The 14,357-nt window shown below is 54.5% G+C and carries 15 protein-coding genes and 1 rRNA gene; 8 read left to right on the forward strand and 8 right to left on the reverse strand.

Going from position 1 to position 14,357, the window contains the following annotated elements:
• Both SPG90_RS15480 and gmhB read right to left on the reverse strand, forming a co-directional pair.
• A 16S ribosomal RNA gene (locus SPG90_RS15480) occupies window positions 1-1,252 on the reverse strand; the annotation flags it as partial.
• 369 nt (window positions 1,253-1,621) lie between these two features.
• Entirely contained in the window at window positions 1,622-2,188 is a 567-nt protein-coding gene (gene gmhB / locus SPG90_RS15485; protein WP_029741186.1) for a D-glycero-beta-D-manno-heptose 1,7-bisphosphate 7-phosphatase, read from the reverse strand.
• Window positions 2,189-2,376: 188 nt separating this feature from the next.
• Here gmhB and metN point away from each other — a divergent pair, with 188 nt between their 5' ends.
• The 6 genes from metN (at window position 2,377) to proS (ending at window position 7,956) form a co-directional block, all read left to right on the forward strand.
• A complete protein-coding gene (gene metN / locus SPG90_RS15490; RefSeq protein WP_023310475.1) occupies window positions 2,377-3,408 on the forward strand; it encodes a methionine ABC transporter ATP-binding protein MetN in 1,032 nt (343 codons plus the stop codon).
• On the forward strand, window positions 3,401-4,054 hold the full coding sequence (locus tag SPG90_RS15495) for a methionine ABC transporter permease MetI (protein ID WP_003856130.1): 654 nt from the start codon (window positions 3,401-3,403) through the stop codon (window positions 4,052-4,054). Before metN ends, SPG90_RS15495 begins: the two co-directional genes overlap by 8 nt.
• A 40-nt stretch (window positions 4,055-4,094) precedes the next feature.
• A complete protein-coding gene (gene metQ, locus SPG90_RS15500) occupies window positions 4,095-4,910 on the forward strand; it encodes a methionine ABC transporter substrate-binding lipoprotein MetQ (protein WP_014168729.1) in 816 nt (271 codons plus the stop codon).
• A 106-nt stretch (window positions 4,911-5,016) separates the two neighbouring features.
• Entirely contained in the window at window positions 5,017-5,421 is a 405-nt protein-coding gene (gene rcsF, locus SPG90_RS15505; protein ID WP_008501883.1) for an Rcs stress response system protein RcsF, read from the forward strand.
• Complete coding sequence (tsaA, locus tag SPG90_RS15510; RefSeq protein ID WP_126303544.1) at window positions 5,418-6,125, forward strand: tRNA (N6-threonylcarbamoyladenosine(37)-N6)-methyltransferase TrmO; 708 nt, start codon at window positions 5,418-5,420, stop codon at window positions 6,123-6,125. Before rcsF ends, tsaA begins: the two co-directional genes overlap by 4 nt.
• A gap of 112 nt (window positions 6,126-6,237) precedes the next feature.
• The gene (gene proS / locus SPG90_RS15515) at window positions 6,238-7,956 is read left to right on the forward strand and encodes a proline--tRNA ligase (protein WP_126303545.1); all 1,719 of its coding nucleotides are present in this window, start codon (window positions 6,238-6,240) and stop codon (window positions 7,954-7,956) included.
• Between the two features lie 48 nt (window positions 7,957-8,004).
• Here proS and nlpE read toward each other — a convergent pair whose 3' ends face one another.
• From nlpE to SPG90_RS15530, 3 genes are read right to left on the reverse strand one after another with little or no spacing between them, the layout of a single operon-like run.
• Window positions 8,005-8,703 carry an envelope stress response activation lipoprotein NlpE gene (nlpE, locus tag SPG90_RS15520; RefSeq protein ID WP_126303546.1) on the reverse strand — a complete coding sequence of 233 codons (699 nt, stop codon included), beginning with the start codon at window positions 8,701-8,703 and terminating at the stop codon, window positions 8,005-8,007.
• A gap of 34 nt (window positions 8,704-8,737) precedes the next feature.
• Window positions 8,738-9,160 (reverse strand): alternative ribosome rescue aminoacyl-tRNA hydrolase ArfB, encoded by a 423-nt coding sequence (gene arfB / locus SPG90_RS15525; protein WP_126303735.1) that lies wholly within the window; start codon window positions 9,158-9,160, stop codon window positions 8,738-8,740.
• Window positions 9,157-9,702 (reverse strand): YaeQ family protein, encoded by a 546-nt coding sequence (locus SPG90_RS15530; protein ID WP_115876397.1) that lies wholly within the window; start codon window positions 9,700-9,702, stop codon window positions 9,157-9,159. The genes arfB and SPG90_RS15530 overlap by 4 nt, the downstream gene beginning before the upstream one ends.
• Before the next feature lie 196 nt (window positions 9,703-9,898).
• On the opposite strand from SPG90_RS15530, the gene SPG90_RS15535 reads away from it, so the two are divergent.
• Both SPG90_RS15535 and rof read left to right on the forward strand, forming a co-directional pair.
• Entirely contained in the window at window positions 9,899-10,099 is a 201-nt protein-coding gene (locus SPG90_RS15535) for a YaeP family protein (RefSeq protein WP_008501889.1), read from the forward strand.
• The gene (gene rof / locus SPG90_RS15540; protein WP_008501890.1) at window positions 10,086-10,346 is read left to right on the forward strand and encodes a Rho-binding antiterminator; all 261 of its coding nucleotides are present in this window, start codon (window positions 10,086-10,088) and stop codon (window positions 10,344-10,346) included. Before SPG90_RS15535 ends, rof begins: the two co-directional genes overlap by 14 nt.
• Window positions 10,347-10,374: 28 nt before the next feature.
• Here the strand turns inward: rof and tilS are convergent, their stop codons facing one another.
• The 3 genes from tilS to SPG90_RS15555 all read right to left on the reverse strand — a co-directional run bounded on the left by tilS (window position 10,375) and on the right by SPG90_RS15555 (window position 14,310).
• Window positions 10,375-11,664 (reverse strand): tRNA lysidine(34) synthetase TilS, encoded by a 1,290-nt coding sequence (gene tilS, locus SPG90_RS15545; protein WP_047173301.1) that lies wholly within the window; start codon window positions 11,662-11,664, stop codon window positions 10,375-10,377.
• Window positions 11,665-11,722: 58 nt separating this feature from the next.
• Window positions 11,723-12,112: a VOC family protein gene (locus SPG90_RS15550; RefSeq protein WP_023310468.1), complete on the reverse strand. Its 390-nt coding sequence runs from the start codon at window positions 12,110-12,112 to the stop codon at window positions 11,723-11,725.
• 65 nt (window positions 12,113-12,177) lie between these two features.
• The gene (locus SPG90_RS15555; protein ID WP_322408226.1) at window positions 12,178-14,310 is read right to left on the reverse strand and encodes a lysine decarboxylase LdcC; all 2,133 of its coding nucleotides are present in this window, start codon (window positions 14,308-14,310) and stop codon (window positions 12,178-12,180) included.
• Window positions 14,311-14,357: the final 47 nt, after the last annotated feature.

Raw genomic sequence — 14,357 nt, forward strand, 5'->3', positions numbered from 1 at the left:
TCTTTGTATGCGCCATTGTAGCACGTGTGTAGCCCTACTCGTAAGGGCCATGATGACTTGACGTCATCCCCACCTTCCTCCAGTTTATCACTGGCAGTCTCCTTTGAGTTCCCGGCCGGACCGCTGGCAACAAAGGATAAGGGTTGCGCTCGTTGCGGGACTTAACCCAACATTTCACAACACGAGCTGACGACAGCCATGCAGCACCTGTCTCAGAGTTCCCGAAGGCACCAAAGCATCTCTGCTAAGTTCTCTGGATGTCAAGAGTAGGTAAGGTTCTTCGCGTTGCATCGAATTAAACCACATGCTCCACCGCTTGTGCGGGCCCCCGTCAATTCATTTGAGTTTTAACCTTGCGGCCGTACTCCCCAGGCGGTCGACTTAACGCGTTAGCTCCGGAAGCCACGCCTCAAGGGCACAACCTCCAAGTCGACATCGTTTACGGCGTGGACTACCAGGGTATCTAATCCTGTTTGCTCCCCACGCTTTCGCACCTGAGCGTCAGTCTTTGTCCAGGGGGCCGCCTTCGCCACCGGTATTCCTCCAGATCTCTACGCATTTCACCGCTACACCTGGAATTCTACCCCCCTCTACAAGACTCTAGCCTGCCAGTTTCGAATGCAGTTCCCAGGTTGAGCCCGGGGATTTCACATCCGACTTGACAGACCGCCTGCGTGCGCTTTACGCCCAGTAATTCCGATTAACGCTTGCACCCTCCGTATTACCGCGGCTGCTGGCACGGAGTTAGCCGGTGCTTCTTCTGCGGGTAACGTCAATTGCTGAGGTTATTAACCTCAGCACCTTCCTCCCCGCTGAAAGTACTTTACAACCCGAAGGCCTTCTTCATACACGCGGCATGGCTGCATCAGGCTTGCGCCCATTGTGCAATATTCCCCACTGCTGCCTCCCGTAGGAGTCTGGACCGTGTCTCAGTTCCAGTGTGGCTGGTCATCCTCTCAGACCAGCTAGGGATCGTCGCCTAGGTGAGCCGTTACCCCACCTACTAGCTAATCCCATCTGGGCACATCTGATGGCAAGAGGCCCGAAGGTCCCCCTCTTTGGTCTTGCGACGTTATGCGGTATTAGCTACCGTTTCCAGTAGTTATCCCCCTCCATCAGGCAGTTTCCCAGACATTACTCACCCGTCCGCCGCTCGTCACCCGGGAGCAAGCTCCCTGTGTTACCGCTCGACTTGCATGTGTTAGGCCTGCCGCCAGCGTTCAATCTGAGCCATGATCAAACTCTTCAATTTAAGTTTGATGCTCGTGAATTAAACTTCGTAATGAATTACGCATGTTCACTCAGAGACTTGGTATTCATTTTTCGTCTTGCGACGTTAAGAATCCATGTCACTTTGAGTGCCCACACAGATTGTCTGATAAATTGTTAAAGAGCAGTGCAACGCGGCTTTCGCTCACCGTTGCGAGGTGGCGTATATTACGCTTTCCTCTTTCAGAGTCAACCCGTTATTTCAGGATTTTTTCTCTTCAACCGAACCGCTTGTTGTGTGAAGTGATTCACATCCGCCGTGTCGATGGAGGCGCATTATAGGGGGCCGCCGAGGAATGACAAGCGGAAAAATGCATTTTTATTTCAACCGCTCACCTTTTCACCAAAAAGGCTATTTTTGGTGCTTTTTAATCTCTTTTGGCAGGTCGGCCAGACTATTAATCACCCAATCCGCCGCATTCTCAGCTTCTGGCGTCACTGGCTTACCGGTGCGAACTAATATTTTGGTCCCTACACCCGCTGCGGCGGCTGCCTGCATATCTTCCAGTTTATCGCCCACCATATAAGAAGCAGACATATCAATGTGCAGGAACTCCTGCGCAGAGATGAACATCCCCGGATGCGGCTTACGGCAGTCACAGGTCTGGCGATAGGCTTCTACCGTTCCCTGCGGGTGGTGCGGACAATAGTAGATGCCGTCGAGATCCACGCCTCGGTCGGCCAGCGACCAGTCCATCCATTCCGTCAGCGTTTCGAACTGCGCTTCGGTGAATTTACCGCGTGCAATACCGGACTGGTTCGTCACCACCACCAGCGCATAGCCCATCTCTTTCAGCTGGCGCATGGCATCTATTACGCCCTCGATAAACTCGAACTCATCAATCTCATGGACATAACCGTGATCCACATTAATAGTGCCGTCACGATCGAGAAAAATTGCGGGTACTGATTTTGCCACCGGTTTGCTCCTGAAAAAGGCATGTTCGACTAGTATCTCATGAATCGCAGCGCAATAAAGTGCTCATCGTACAGAGTTGGATTGATTTAGACGTCTGGATGCCTTAACATCCGTTTTGTTTACGGTCATCAACCGTATCTGGCAGAAGAAAATGCCACGGCTAACTTACATACGATAAAAATAATCTAATGATTAAACTTTCCAATATCACCAAAGTGTTCCAGCAGGGGAACCGAACCATTCAGGCACTGAACAACGTCAGCCTGCATGTTCCTGCTGGTCAAATTTATGGCGTCATTGGCGCATCGGGTGCAGGTAAAAGCACGCTGATTCGTTGTGTTAACCTGCTTGAGCGCCCAACCCAGGGCAGCGTAGAAGTTGGCGGCCAGGAACTTACCGCCCTCTCAGAGAAAGAACTCACCAAAGCGCGTCGTCAGATTGGCATGATCTTCCAGCACTTTAACCTGCTGGCTTCCCGCACCGTGTTCGGCAACGTTGCCCTGCCGCTTGAGCTGGATAACACGCCGAAAGAAGAAGTGAAGCGTCGCGTTACCGAGCTGCTAGACCTCGTGGGTCTGGGCGACAAACATGATAGCTACCCGGCAAATCTGTCCGGTGGGCAGAAACAGCGTGTGGCCATTGCCCGCGCGCTGGCAAGCAACCCTAAGGTACTTCTGTGTGATGAAGCCACCAGCGCACTGGATCCGGCAACCACGCGTTCTATTCTGGAACTGCTGAAAGACATTAACCGTCGCCTGGGCCTGACGATCCTCCTTATTACGCATGAGATGGACGTGGTGAAACGCATCTGCGACTGCGTGGCGGTCATCAGCAACGGTGAACTGATCGAGCAGGACACGGTAAGTGAAGTGTTTTCGCATCCGAAGACGCCTCTGGCACAGCAGTTCATCCAGTCCACGCTACATCTGGATATTCCGGAAGATTATCTGGAGCGTTTGAAAACCGAACCCGCAGCAGACAGCGTCCCGATGCTGCGCATGGAGTTCACCGGTCAGTCCGTTGACGCTCCCCTGCTTTCCGAAACCGCGCGTCGCTTTAACGTGAACAACAACATCATCAGCGCGCAGATGGATTACGCCGGTGGCGTGAAGTTCGGCATCATGCTGACAGAAATGCACGGCACACAAGAAGAAACCCAGGCCGCGATTGCCTGGCTGCAAGAACACCATGTAAAAGTAGAGGTACTGGGTTATGTCTGAGCCGATGATGTGGCTGCTGGTTCGCGGCGTTTGGGAAACGCTGGCAATGACCTTTGTCTCTGGCTTCTTTGGTTTTGTGATTGGCCTGCCGGTCGGCGTGTTGCTGTACGTGACGCGCCCGGGGCAAATCATTGAGAACGCGAAACTGTACCGTACGCTCTCCGCGCTGGTAAACATCTTCCGTTCTATCCCGTTCATTATTCTGCTGGTGTGGATGATTCCATTTACCCGCGTGATCGTCGGAACGTCTATCGGCCTGCAGGCAGCTATCGTTCCGCTGACCGTTGGCGCTGCGCCATTTATTGCCCGTATGGTGGAAAACGCCCTGCTGGAGATCCCAACCGGTTTGATCGAAGCATCACGCGCGATGGGTGCCACGCCGATGCAGATCGTCCGCAAGGTTCTGCTGCCTGAGGCGCTGCCTGGGCTGGTGAATGCGGCAACTATTACGCTTATCACCCTGGTCGGTTATTCCGCGATGGGCGGTGCCGTTGGTGCCGGCGGTTTAGGTCAGATTGGTTACCAGTACGGCTATATTGGATATAACGCTACCGTGATGAATACCGTTCTGGTATTGCTGGTTGTTCTGGTTTACTTAATCCAGTTCTCTGGCGATCGCATCGTCCGGGCTGTTACGCACAAATAACGTTACACACAACACAAACTCTACGAGTTAAGGATAAAACATGGCGTTTAAATTAAAGACCTTCGCAGCAGTAGGCGCACTGATCGGCTCTCTGGCACTGGTGGGTTGCGGTCAGGACGAAAAGGATCCAAACCACATTAAAGTGGGCGTTATCGTGGGTGCAGAACAGCAGGTTGCAGAAGTTGCTCAGAAAGTAGCAAAAGAGAAGTATGGCCTGGACGTAGAGCTGGTCACCTTCAACGATTACGTTCTGCCGAACGAAGCGCTGAGCAAAGGCGATATCGACGCGAATGCCTTCCAGCATAAGCCATACCTGGACCAGCAGATCAAAGATCGCGGCTATAAACTGGTGGGCGTGGGTAACACCTTCGTTTATCCAATTGCCGGTTATTCTAAGAAAATTAAATCTCTGGACGAGCTGCAGCCAGGCTCTCAGGTTGCCGTACCTAACGACCCAACTAACCTTGGCCGTTCCCTGCTGCTCCTGCAGAAAGTGGGCCTGATCAAACTGAAAGACGGTGTTGGCCTGCTGCCAACCGTTCTGGATGTCACCGAAAACCCGAAAAATCTGAAAATTGTTGAACTGGAAGCACCGCAGCTGCCACGTTCTCTGGACGATGCGCAGATTGCCCTGGCCGTTATCAACACCACTTACGCCAGCCAGATTGGCCTGACGCCAGCCAAAGACGGTATCTTCGTTGAAGATAAAGACTCCCCGTACGTTAACCTGATCGTGACTCGCGAAGACAACAAGGACGCGGAAAACGTGAAGAAATTCGTTCAGGCCTATCAGTCAGATGAAGTTTACCAGGAAGCCAACAAAGTGTTTAACGGCGGCGCTGTTAAAGGCTGGTAATCTCACCTCAGTGTAATATCATCAGGACGGGCTTATGCCCGTCTTGTCATTTGTGCAGTCAACTGATTCAATATCTGACGTTTTGATTATCCATTGAGGAAATATTATGCGTGCTTTACCGATCTGTCTTTTAGCACTCATGCTGAGCGGCTGTTCTATGCTAAGCAGATCTCCCGTTGAACCTGTTCAAAGCACGGCAACCCCGCCAAAGACCGAGCCTGCGAAACCGAAAGTGGTTCGCCCTGCGCCGGTTCGTATTATCACGAAAGCGGACGAACTCGTCGGTAAACCGTTCCGTGAACTGGGCGAAGTGAGCGGCGAATCCTGTCAGGCGACCAATCAGGACTCACCACCGAATATTCCGACAGCGCGTAAACGTATGCAGATTAATGCCGCAAAAATGAAAGCTAACGCGGTTCTGCTGCACAGCTGTGAAGTCACCAGCGGCACGCCGGGCTGCTACCGTCAGGCGGTTTGCATCGGCTCTGCGCTGAACATCACGGCGAAATGAGTGCATTTCAGTTCGAGCAGATAGGCGTTATCCACTCTCCTTATAAAGAGAAGTTCGCCGTCCCCCGCCAGCCCGGTCTTGTGACCAGCGGACGCGGTGAGCTTCACCTGATTGCGCCTTACAATCAGGCCGATGCGGTACGCGGGCTCGAGGCTTTCAGCCATTTATGGGTGGTGTTCGTGTTTCACCAGACGATGGAAGGTGGCTGGCGACCTACCGTGCGACCTCCTCGTCTTGGCGGAAATGCGAGAATGGGCGTGTTTGCGACTCGCTCGACCTTCCGCCCAAACCCGGTTGGAATGTCGCTGGTTGAACTGAAAGGCATACGCTGCCAGAAAGATCGGGTGATACTGGAGTTAGGTAGTCTGGACCTGGTAGACGGCACGCCGGTTATCGACATCAAGCCCTATTTGCCCTTCGCCGAAGCGCTCCCGGACGCGCGTGCAAGCTATGCTCAGGACGCGCCGCAGGCGGACATGCCTGTTTATTTTACGCCAGAGATAACCGCGCAGCTCGGTCAGCTGGAGAAACGCTATCCTCGCTTACGGGATTTCATCACTGAAGTTCTGGCACAGGACCCGCGTCCGGCCTACCGTAAAGAAGGGGAAGAAGGAAAAACGTACGCCGTCTGGCTGCTTGATTTCAATGTTCGCTGGCGCGTCACCGGGGCAGGTTTTGAAGTGTTTGCCCTTGAACCCAGGTAATTTTGTTCTCCTCTCTTTTGGCATCTTTGCCACACTGGTAAACTAAACCACTTTTTTTGTGTCAGGCTGGTGTTTCAGCCTGTTCCAATCGTCGAAATGGAACCGTAACAACATGCGTACTAGCCAATATCTGCTCTCCACTCTGAAGGAGACGCCTGCCGACGCCGAAGTGATCAGCCATCAGCTGATGCTGCGCGCCGGGATGATCCGCAAGCTGGCCTCCGGGTTATACACCTGGCTGCCGACCGGCGTGCGCGTCCTGAAAAAAGTCGAAAACATCGTGCGTGAAGAGATGAACAACGCCGGTGCTATCGAGGTGTCCATGCCTGTGGTTCAGCCCGCTGACCTGTGGCAGGAGAGCGGCCGTTGGGAGCAATATGGTCCTGAACTGCTGCGCTTTGTCGATCGCGGCGAGCGTCCTTTCGTTCTCGGCCCAACGCATGAAGAAGTCATTACCGACCTGATTCGTAACGAGCTGAGCTCTTACAAACAGCTGCCGCTGAACTTCTTCCAGATCCAGACCAAGTTCCGTGACGAAGTTCGCCCACGTTTCGGCGTCATGCGCTCTCGCGAATTCCTGATGAAAGATGCTTACTCTTTCCATACCTCTCAGGAATCACTGCAAGAGACTTACGACGCAATGTACGCGGCGTACAGCAAAATTTTCTCCCGCATGGGTCTGGATTTCCGCGCTGTGCAGGCTGATACCGGCTCCATTGGCGGTAGCGCATCCCATGAGTTCCAGGTACTGGCGCAGAGCGGTGAAGACGATGTGATCTTCTCTGACTCTTCAGACTACGCGGCGAACATCGAATTTGCAGAAGCGCTGGCACCAAAAGAACCACGCGGCGCGGCAACGCAAGAGATGACGCTGGTTGATACGCCAAACGCGAAAACCATCGCCGAGCTGGTTGAGCAGTTCAATCTGCCAGTCGAAAAAACCGTGAAAACCCTGCTGGTGAAATCCACCGAAGGTAGCGCTTATCCGCTGGTTGCCCTGCTGGTGCGTGGCGATCATGAGCTGAACGAAGTGAAAGCCGAGAAGCTGCCGCAGGTAGCCAGCCCGCTGACCTTCGCAACGGAAGCGGAAATCCGCGCCGTGGTGAATGCGGGTCCAGGTTCACTGGGTCCAGTCAATCTGCCGGTGCCGGTTGTTATTGACCGCACGGTTGCTGCAATGAGCGACTTCTCTGCAGGTGCGAACATCGACGGTAAACACTACTTCGGCATCAACTGGGATCGCGACGTGGCGACGCCGGAAGTGGCTGACATCCGTAACGTGGTTGCAGGCGATCCAAGCCCGGACGGTCAGGGTACCCTGATGATTAAGCGTGGCATCGAGGTCGGTCACATCTTCCAGCTGGGCGATAAATACTCTCGAGCGCTGAACGCCGCCGTTCAGGGCGAAGATGGCCGTAACCAGATCCTGACCATGGGCTGCTACGGTATCGGGGTGACGCGCGTGGTGGCTGCGGCGATTGAGCAGAACTACGACGAGCGCGGCATCGTCTGGCCGGACAATATCGCGCCGTTCCAGGTCGCCATTCTGCCAATGAACATGCACAAGTCTTACCGCGTGCAGGAGCTGGCCGAGAAGCTGTATGCCGAGCTGCGCGCTCAGGGCATCGAAGTGCTGATGGATGACCGTAAAGAGCGTCCGGGCGTGATGTTCGCCGATATGGAACTGATCGGCATCCCACACACCGTCGTTATCGGCGACCGTAACCTCGACAGCGATGAGATTGAATACAAATACCGTCGCAGCGGCGAAAAACAGATGATCAAGACCGGCGACATCCTTGATTTCCTGGTGAAAGCCATTAAAGGCTAAACAAAAAAACCCCGCTCAGGCGGGGTTTTTTAATGGTGCTACGTCAGCTTATTTACTGTTACAGTCTTTACCCGCAATAAATTTCGCGCCTTTATCCGCCACCAGCGTTTTCACCATCTCTCCGCTATCCGGGTTTGGTTCAAGCGTAAAGTGACCGTCAACCGTCAGCAATACCGGCTTGCTGTCATTACCGCGTGCCACGGCGTAATCACGTTCAAGCTGCGCATTGTTTGCCACGCTAACCTTCCTGCCGGTTGCGCAGTCGGTAAAGATCGCCGCATCCGCCATATAGAAGTACATCCCCCGCATTGCCATAGGCGTGGCAGGCAGAGCCGCTTTTACCGGCGCAAGCGTGTAGTTGAACTGGGATTCAATCGGGTTGCCTTCGCGGTCAAGCATCTCCATTCCCTCGCCTTTGGCGCGGAAAAAGGTTTTCTCACCGGAAATATCCGTCAGAACCAGCTTCTCAGCCGTACGCGCCCATGTTCCGTAAGTTGCAAATGACGAGGGTTCTTTAGCGCCCTGATAGCGCTGGTTCATTACCCAGGTGCCGTCTTTTTGCAGGAACAGAGACGTTTCAATGCCTTCGCAGTCTGCGCAAGGCAATACGCCGCGCCAGCTCTGCTGCATTGGTTTTAACTCTTCCGTTTGCGTGGGTTGTAACATCTGCGTTTCGGAGCGGTTGTTACACCCGAAAAGCGCAAAAAGCGTACTCGCTGCCAGCGCTGACCATAATGCTTTTTTCACAATGAATTCCTTAAGAAAATTGTGTTCCCTTTCGTCACTCTGTTGGGCGACGAACTTTACCGCGTAGTGCTTTCACTGTGGATTTTTGGGCCTTCGAGGACAGCCGACGCTCTTTCGATGCGCGGGTTGGCCGCGTTGCCCGGCGGCTTTTTTGTACTGCCGTTAATTCTTTGATGACCGCCACCAGCCTGGCTATCGCCGCTTCCCGGTTGAGCTCCTGGCTGCGGTACTCCTGGGCTTTGATCACAATCACACCATCGCTGGTGATCAGGTGATGGCTGGCAGCAAGCAGGCTGTCTTTATAATACTCTGGCAGGCTCGAGGCCCGAATGTCAAAACGCAAATGGATAGCCGTCGACGCCTTGTTGACGTGCTGCCCACCGGCCCCCTGAGCACGGATGGCGGTAATCTCCAGCTCGTTGTCAGGAATGCTGACGTGACGGGACAAGACGATCATGACGCGGGCTGCCACGCCGTCAAATGAATTTCCAGATTATTCTGAGAACCAGAGAGCCAGATGGCGCCATCCTGAATCGTCGCCTGCAACACCATGGTCCGGCTGGCAAACTCGCTCAGCTGAGCCAGCTGCTCATCATCCAGATACCAAACCGTGAGATTTTTAAACTGTCCGCACTTGCTCTTGTTTTGCTGCCACCAAATCTCCGCAGCACGCTGATTATACGCGAATAAGGCCACTTCAGCGGACTGGGTGCAGGCCTTCTTAATTCTGCGCTCGTCAGGCAGGCCGAGTTCGATCCACAAGTCGATACCCAGATGATCGTTGCGCAGCCAGGCTTCAGGCTCGTCTTCTGCGCTTAACCCACGGGTAAACTGCAGACGCTCGTCGGCGTACTTAATCCACGCCAGCAGGCGCAGCATCATGCGCTCCTGGGTTTCGGAGGGATGGCGTGCCAGCGTAAGCGACGCGTCGAGGAACTGGTTGCGATCAAGATCGGCCACATTGACCACTGCTTTATAAATTGTCGCTTTCAGCGCCATGAGAGAACTCCATTCGAATCAGGCACTCATTGTAGCGAAAACCGCGGCAAAAGGCTGTTATGGGGTGATAAATACACCGCTATCAAGGCGCTGATATTGCTTAAATGAGTATGGTATAGTCACCTTGCTAAACCGAGTTTATCTTCGTAGGCTTAATGATATCTCACAGTAAGTCAGTGCGCTGGCGGGAGGGGATGTGAATAATTATTGTGAGTTAATTCGCAAACGGTATGCGGAAATCGCCAGCGGAGATCTGGGGTATGTCCCGGACGCGTTGGGCTGTGTATTGAAAGTGCTTAATGAAGTGGCCTCTGATGAGAGCCTTTCAGAGTCGGTCAGGGAAAAAGCAGCGTATGCTGCGGCGAATTTACTGGTGAGCGATTATGTCGATGAATGATACTTATCAACCCATCAATTGTGATGACTATGACAACCTCGAACTCGCCTGCCAGCATCATTTATTACTGACGCTGGAGCTAAAAGATGGCGAAGTGTTGAAGGCGAAAGCCAGCGATCTGGTTTCACGAAAGAATGTGGAATACCTGATAGTGGAAGACGCCGGTGCGACGCGTGAGCTGCGTCTGGACAAAATAGCCAGCTTCAGCCACCCGCAAATCGGCACCGTCGTGGTGAGCGAATCCTGATGACACTAACGGGCAGCCTGGCTGCCCGTTACGCTTTTTGCCACTCAAAACGGACACCCTCTTCTGACCACCCCTCTTCCGTGATGAAAACCCCTGCCGCAGCGATAAGCGTTTCACCGTAGAACAGTAGCGGCGTGGTGTCGCGCAGCCACGGCGGCACGTTACACTCCTGCCATATTTTCTTCAGCTTCCGTCCCCCGTTGCGCCCGACGATATGCAGCATGCCGCCAGCCTTAAAGCGCACGGTGACAGGTTCTCCGGGCTTCGGCAGCCGCACATGACCAGACGACAGAAGAGAAACGCGTCCTGCCTCACAGGGCAATATCAGGGGCGCGTCAGGAGAAAGCCAGTCGAGCACCACATCGGTCAGCGAGGGCATGGATTTTATCCACCAGAGCTCCCCCTTATAGCGTCTAACCTCAAAACCGTTCAGGTGGACGCTCGGGGAAGCATCATCCCGCGCCAGAGCGACTTCTTCCCAGATACGGCTCAGCATTGTCCTCGACGGCATCGCGGCGCGATGAAAGGCCAGCCAGCGTCGTAGCAGCGCGGCGCGACGTACCGGACTCATCGCTTTCATCGGTGCGATCGCCAGCGCCCCGTCGGCAGAAATCAGCCCAGCCAGCTCGTCGCTCAACAGCTCATCCAGCAACAACTCCTGTTCGGCGCACAGCATGGCGCTTCTTGCCGTCGCGTCGGCGAAATGCGGCCAGCGCTCACCCAAAAGCGGGAGGACGCGCAGGCGCAGGAAGTTACGGTCATAGCCGTCATCCTGGTTACTCTCATCTTCGATCCAGTTCAGCTGATGTTCTCGCGCCCAGGCTTCCAGTGAGGCACGCGTCTCGCCAAGCAGCGGACGCAGTAACGTTGTGCCGGCAAATTCAGAACGCGCCGGCATGGCAGAAAGTCCCGCCGGCCCGCTACCCCGCTTAAGCGCCAGCAGAAAGGTTTCACACTGATCGTCCAGATGCTGGGCCGTGACCAGCGCTTCTCCAGCACGTAATGCCCCGGCAAACGCGGCATAGCGGGCTTTCCGCGCCTGCGCCTCGATGCCCAGCCCTTCCTCCGCAAGCGTCACTCGCTCAACGATGAGCGGGATCGCCCAGGCCGCACATAAGGCTTCGCAGTGCGCCACCCACGCCTCTGCGTGAGGACTTAATCCGTGGTGAATATGCATCGCCCGAAGCTGGACGTCAGGTTCCCGATCGCGCCAAAGCTTTAGACGATGCAGCAACACGGTAGAATCCAGGCCACCGCTAAACCCCACCAGCAGCTGGCGGTACGGTGAAACGGCTTGTGCGATAGCGGGTAAGGTCATAGGAGATTACACATAAAAAATGCCCGAACTGAGCGGGCATTATCACACAGGACAACCATTACTGCTGATAAAGCTCCAGGGGCAGGCCGTCCGGGTCGTTGAAAAAGGTAAAACGCTTGTCGGTGAACGGATCGACGCGTATCGCTTCGCACGTCACGCCGTGCGCCTCCAGATGTTTTACCGCGCTATCCAGGTCATCGACGCTGAAGGCAAGATGACGCAGTCCACAGGCTTCCGGGCGGGACGGACGCGCAGGCGGAAAAGGAAAAGAGAACAGCTCAATCACATATTGCCCGTTTAACGCCAGGTCGCCCTTCCAGGAGTCACGCTCCTCGCGGTAGGCCTCGCTTATGAGCGTAAAGCCCAGGATGTCGCAGTAGAAGGCCTTACTTTTCGCGTAGTCGGTCGCAATGATCGCAATATGATGAACCTGTTTTAAACCCAGCATAGCTTCTCCTTTTTATGATGCCTGAACGTTACAACCGAAAACCCGCACCTGGCAAGCGGTCACCCTTATTTTAGGACTCGCACCCAGTAAACGCCGTTCTCGTCGCGCTTCGCACCGTGGATATCCGTCTCAAAACCGGGATAGTGCCGCCCAACCGAACAGAGCATCAGCAGGAAATCGAGCACGGCCCGACTCTCTTCGGTAATCATCTCTCCCGGCATCAGGAGCGGAACGCCCGGCGGGTATGGCAGGATCATGTTAGCCGATACGCGCCCGACCAGGTTTTCCAGCTCGACGGTTTCGACCTCCCCTTTCACCTGGCGCTGCCATGCTTTGTGCGGGGTAAACTTCATCTCCGGTAAGACATCGAACGCCTGAAGCATCAGACGCGGCAGATCGTGCTGACGGATCAGCCTGTGGATCCCCTGGGTCAGATCCTGAATGCGCATATTTCGATAGAAGTCAGGATCCTCCGCGTAGAGATCCGGCAGCATGTTTTTCACCCGCAGGTTGAGATCGTAGGCGCGCTTAAACTCCATCAGGCCGCGCAGCAACCCCATCGCCCGGGTTTTATCGATACCAATACTGAACAGGAACAGCAGGTTATAGGGGCCGGTTTTCTCCACCACTACGCCACGTTCATCAAGGAATTTCGCGACCAGCGCGGCCGGAATACCTTCATCACTCATCCTGCCCTGCTCATCCATACCCGGCGTCAGGATCGTCACTTTTACCGGGTCGAGGAACATATGGTCGCTATCGGCATCCCGGAAGCCATGCCAGTCTTCTCCGGGCGAGACGGGCCAGCATTCTGCTTCATCAATCTCTTCCGGCTGCCAGATATCAAAGAACCAGCCGTCGGCTTCATCTTTCAGTCGCTGAACCTCTTTGCGGAAATGCAGCGCGCGTTCTACCGAACGGTTGATGAGTCGTTTGCCCGGATTGCCGCGCAGCATTGCCGCGGCCGTTTCTATGGAGGCTACCAGCGGATAGCTCGGTGAGGTGGTGGTATGCATCATAAAGGCTTCGTTGAACGTGTCTTCGTCGTACTCGCCTTTGATGTGAATAAGCGAAGCCTGGGAAAACGCCGCGAGCATTTTATGGGTCGACTGCGTTTCGAAGAACACTTTACCCGGCACGCGTTCACCGCTCATGCCGCTTTTGCCGGCGTAAATCGGATGGGAATTAGTGTATGGCACCCATGCGGAATCGAAGTGGATCGACGGCACGTCCAGCGTCTGTTTGATCCAGTTCGTGTTGTACAGCAGACCGTCGTAGGTGGAGTTGGTGATCACCGCATGGACAGGCCAGCTTGCGCCAGGAATTGCCGCAACCTTACGTTCAATGGCGTCATGGGTGAACTCCCGGCGCGGAATACCGCCAAGAATACCGAGCGCGTTACGCGTGGGCGACAGCCAGAGCGGTACGACGTCGCTCATCATCAGCAGGTGTGCCAGCGATTTATGGCAGTTACGGTCAATTAGCAAGGTGCTGCCAGCAGGCGCAGCGTACATCCCGACGATTTTGTTCGAGGTCGAAGTGCCGTTGGTCACCATATAGCTCTGCTCGGCGCCAAAGGTGCGGGCGATATACTCTTCGGCTTCCAGATGCGGGCCGGTGTGATCCAGCAGAGAGCCTAGTTCGGTGACTGAAATCGACACGTCCGCTTTCAGGGTGTTGCCACCGAAGAAATCATAAAACAGGCAGCCCACCGGGCTTTTTTGATAGGCCGTTCCCGCCATATGACCTGGCGTACAGAAGGTATATTTCCCCTCCTTCACGTAGGTGAAGAGCGCGCGGGTAAAGGGCGGAGTGATGTTATCGAGATATTCATTCGTGTATTGCTGAATTCGGGTCGCAATATCTTCAGCCACGCCGAGCGAATATTCAAAGAACCACAGCGCCATACGCATATCGTTGGCGCTGACGTCCATGGTTGAGTGAGTATTAATAAACGCGTACAGCGGAAGGTATTCGTTCAGCCTGTTGATATCGCTGCACAGTTCAAGATCATATTCGTCCCAGTCGAAGATCACGCCGCAGATACGCGGGTTATGCTCGATGAACTTCAGCAGATCGGCGCTGTTGTGCGGCCAGATTAGCTGATACCCGCGCGACTGCAGGGCTTGCTCCAGCTCCTTAATCGGCTCATCTTTATAAAAGACGCCGTGTGGCCCCATAACGGCAATGATATTCATGGGCTTCCTCCTTAAAAAACATTAGCTAAGCATAGTCCGGCTAAACC

The organism is Enterobacter sp. D2, from assembly GCF_034427575.1.
Taxonomy (GTDB): Bacteria; Pseudomonadota; Gammaproteobacteria; order Enterobacterales; family Enterobacteriaceae; genus Enterobacter; species Enterobacter cloacae_M.

Bases quoted from the DNA above. Each gene is read 5' to 3' on its own strand.
- metN (WP_023310475.1), top strand. From the start codon at position 2,377: ATGATTAAACTTTCCAATATCACCAAAGTGTTCCAGCAGGGGAACCGA.
- SPG90_RS15495 (WP_003856130.1), top strand. From the start codon at position 3,401: ATGTCTGAGCCGATGATGTGGCTGCTGGTTCGCGGCGTTTGGGAAACG.
- metQ (WP_014168729.1), top strand. From the start codon at position 4,095: ATGGCGTTTAAATTAAAGACCTTCGCAGCAGTAGGCGCACTGATCGGC.
- rcsF (WP_008501883.1), top strand. From the start codon at position 5,017: ATGCGTGCTTTACCGATCTGTCTTTTAGCACTCATGCTGAGCGGCTGT.
- tsaA (WP_126303544.1), top strand. From the start codon at position 5,418: ATGAGTGCATTTCAGTTCGAGCAGATAGGCGTTATCCACTCTCCTTAT.
- proS (WP_126303545.1), top strand. From the start codon at position 6,238: ATGCGTACTAGCCAATATCTGCTCTCCACTCTGAAGGAGACGCCTGCC.
- arfB (WP_126303735.1), bottom strand. From the start codon at position 9,160: ATGATCGTCTTGTCCCGTCACGTCAGCATTCCTGACAACGAGCTGGAG.
- SPG90_RS15530 (WP_115876397.1), bottom strand. From the start codon at position 9,702: ATGGCGCTGAAAGCGACAATTTATAAAGCAGTGGTCAATGTGGCCGAT.
- rof (WP_008501890.1), top strand. From the start codon at position 10,086: ATGTCGATGAATGATACTTATCAACCCATCAATTGTGATGACTATGAC.
- tilS (WP_047173301.1), bottom strand. From the start codon at position 11,664: ATGACCTTACCCGCTATCGCACAAGCCGTTTCACCGTACCGCCAGCTG.
- SPG90_RS15550 (WP_023310468.1), bottom strand. From the start codon at position 12,112: ATGCTGGGTTTAAAACAGGTTCATCATATTGCGATCATTGCGACCGAC.
- SPG90_RS15555 (WP_322408226.1), bottom strand. From the start codon at position 14,310: ATGAATATCATTGCCGTTATGGGGCCACACGGCGTCTTTTATAAAGAT.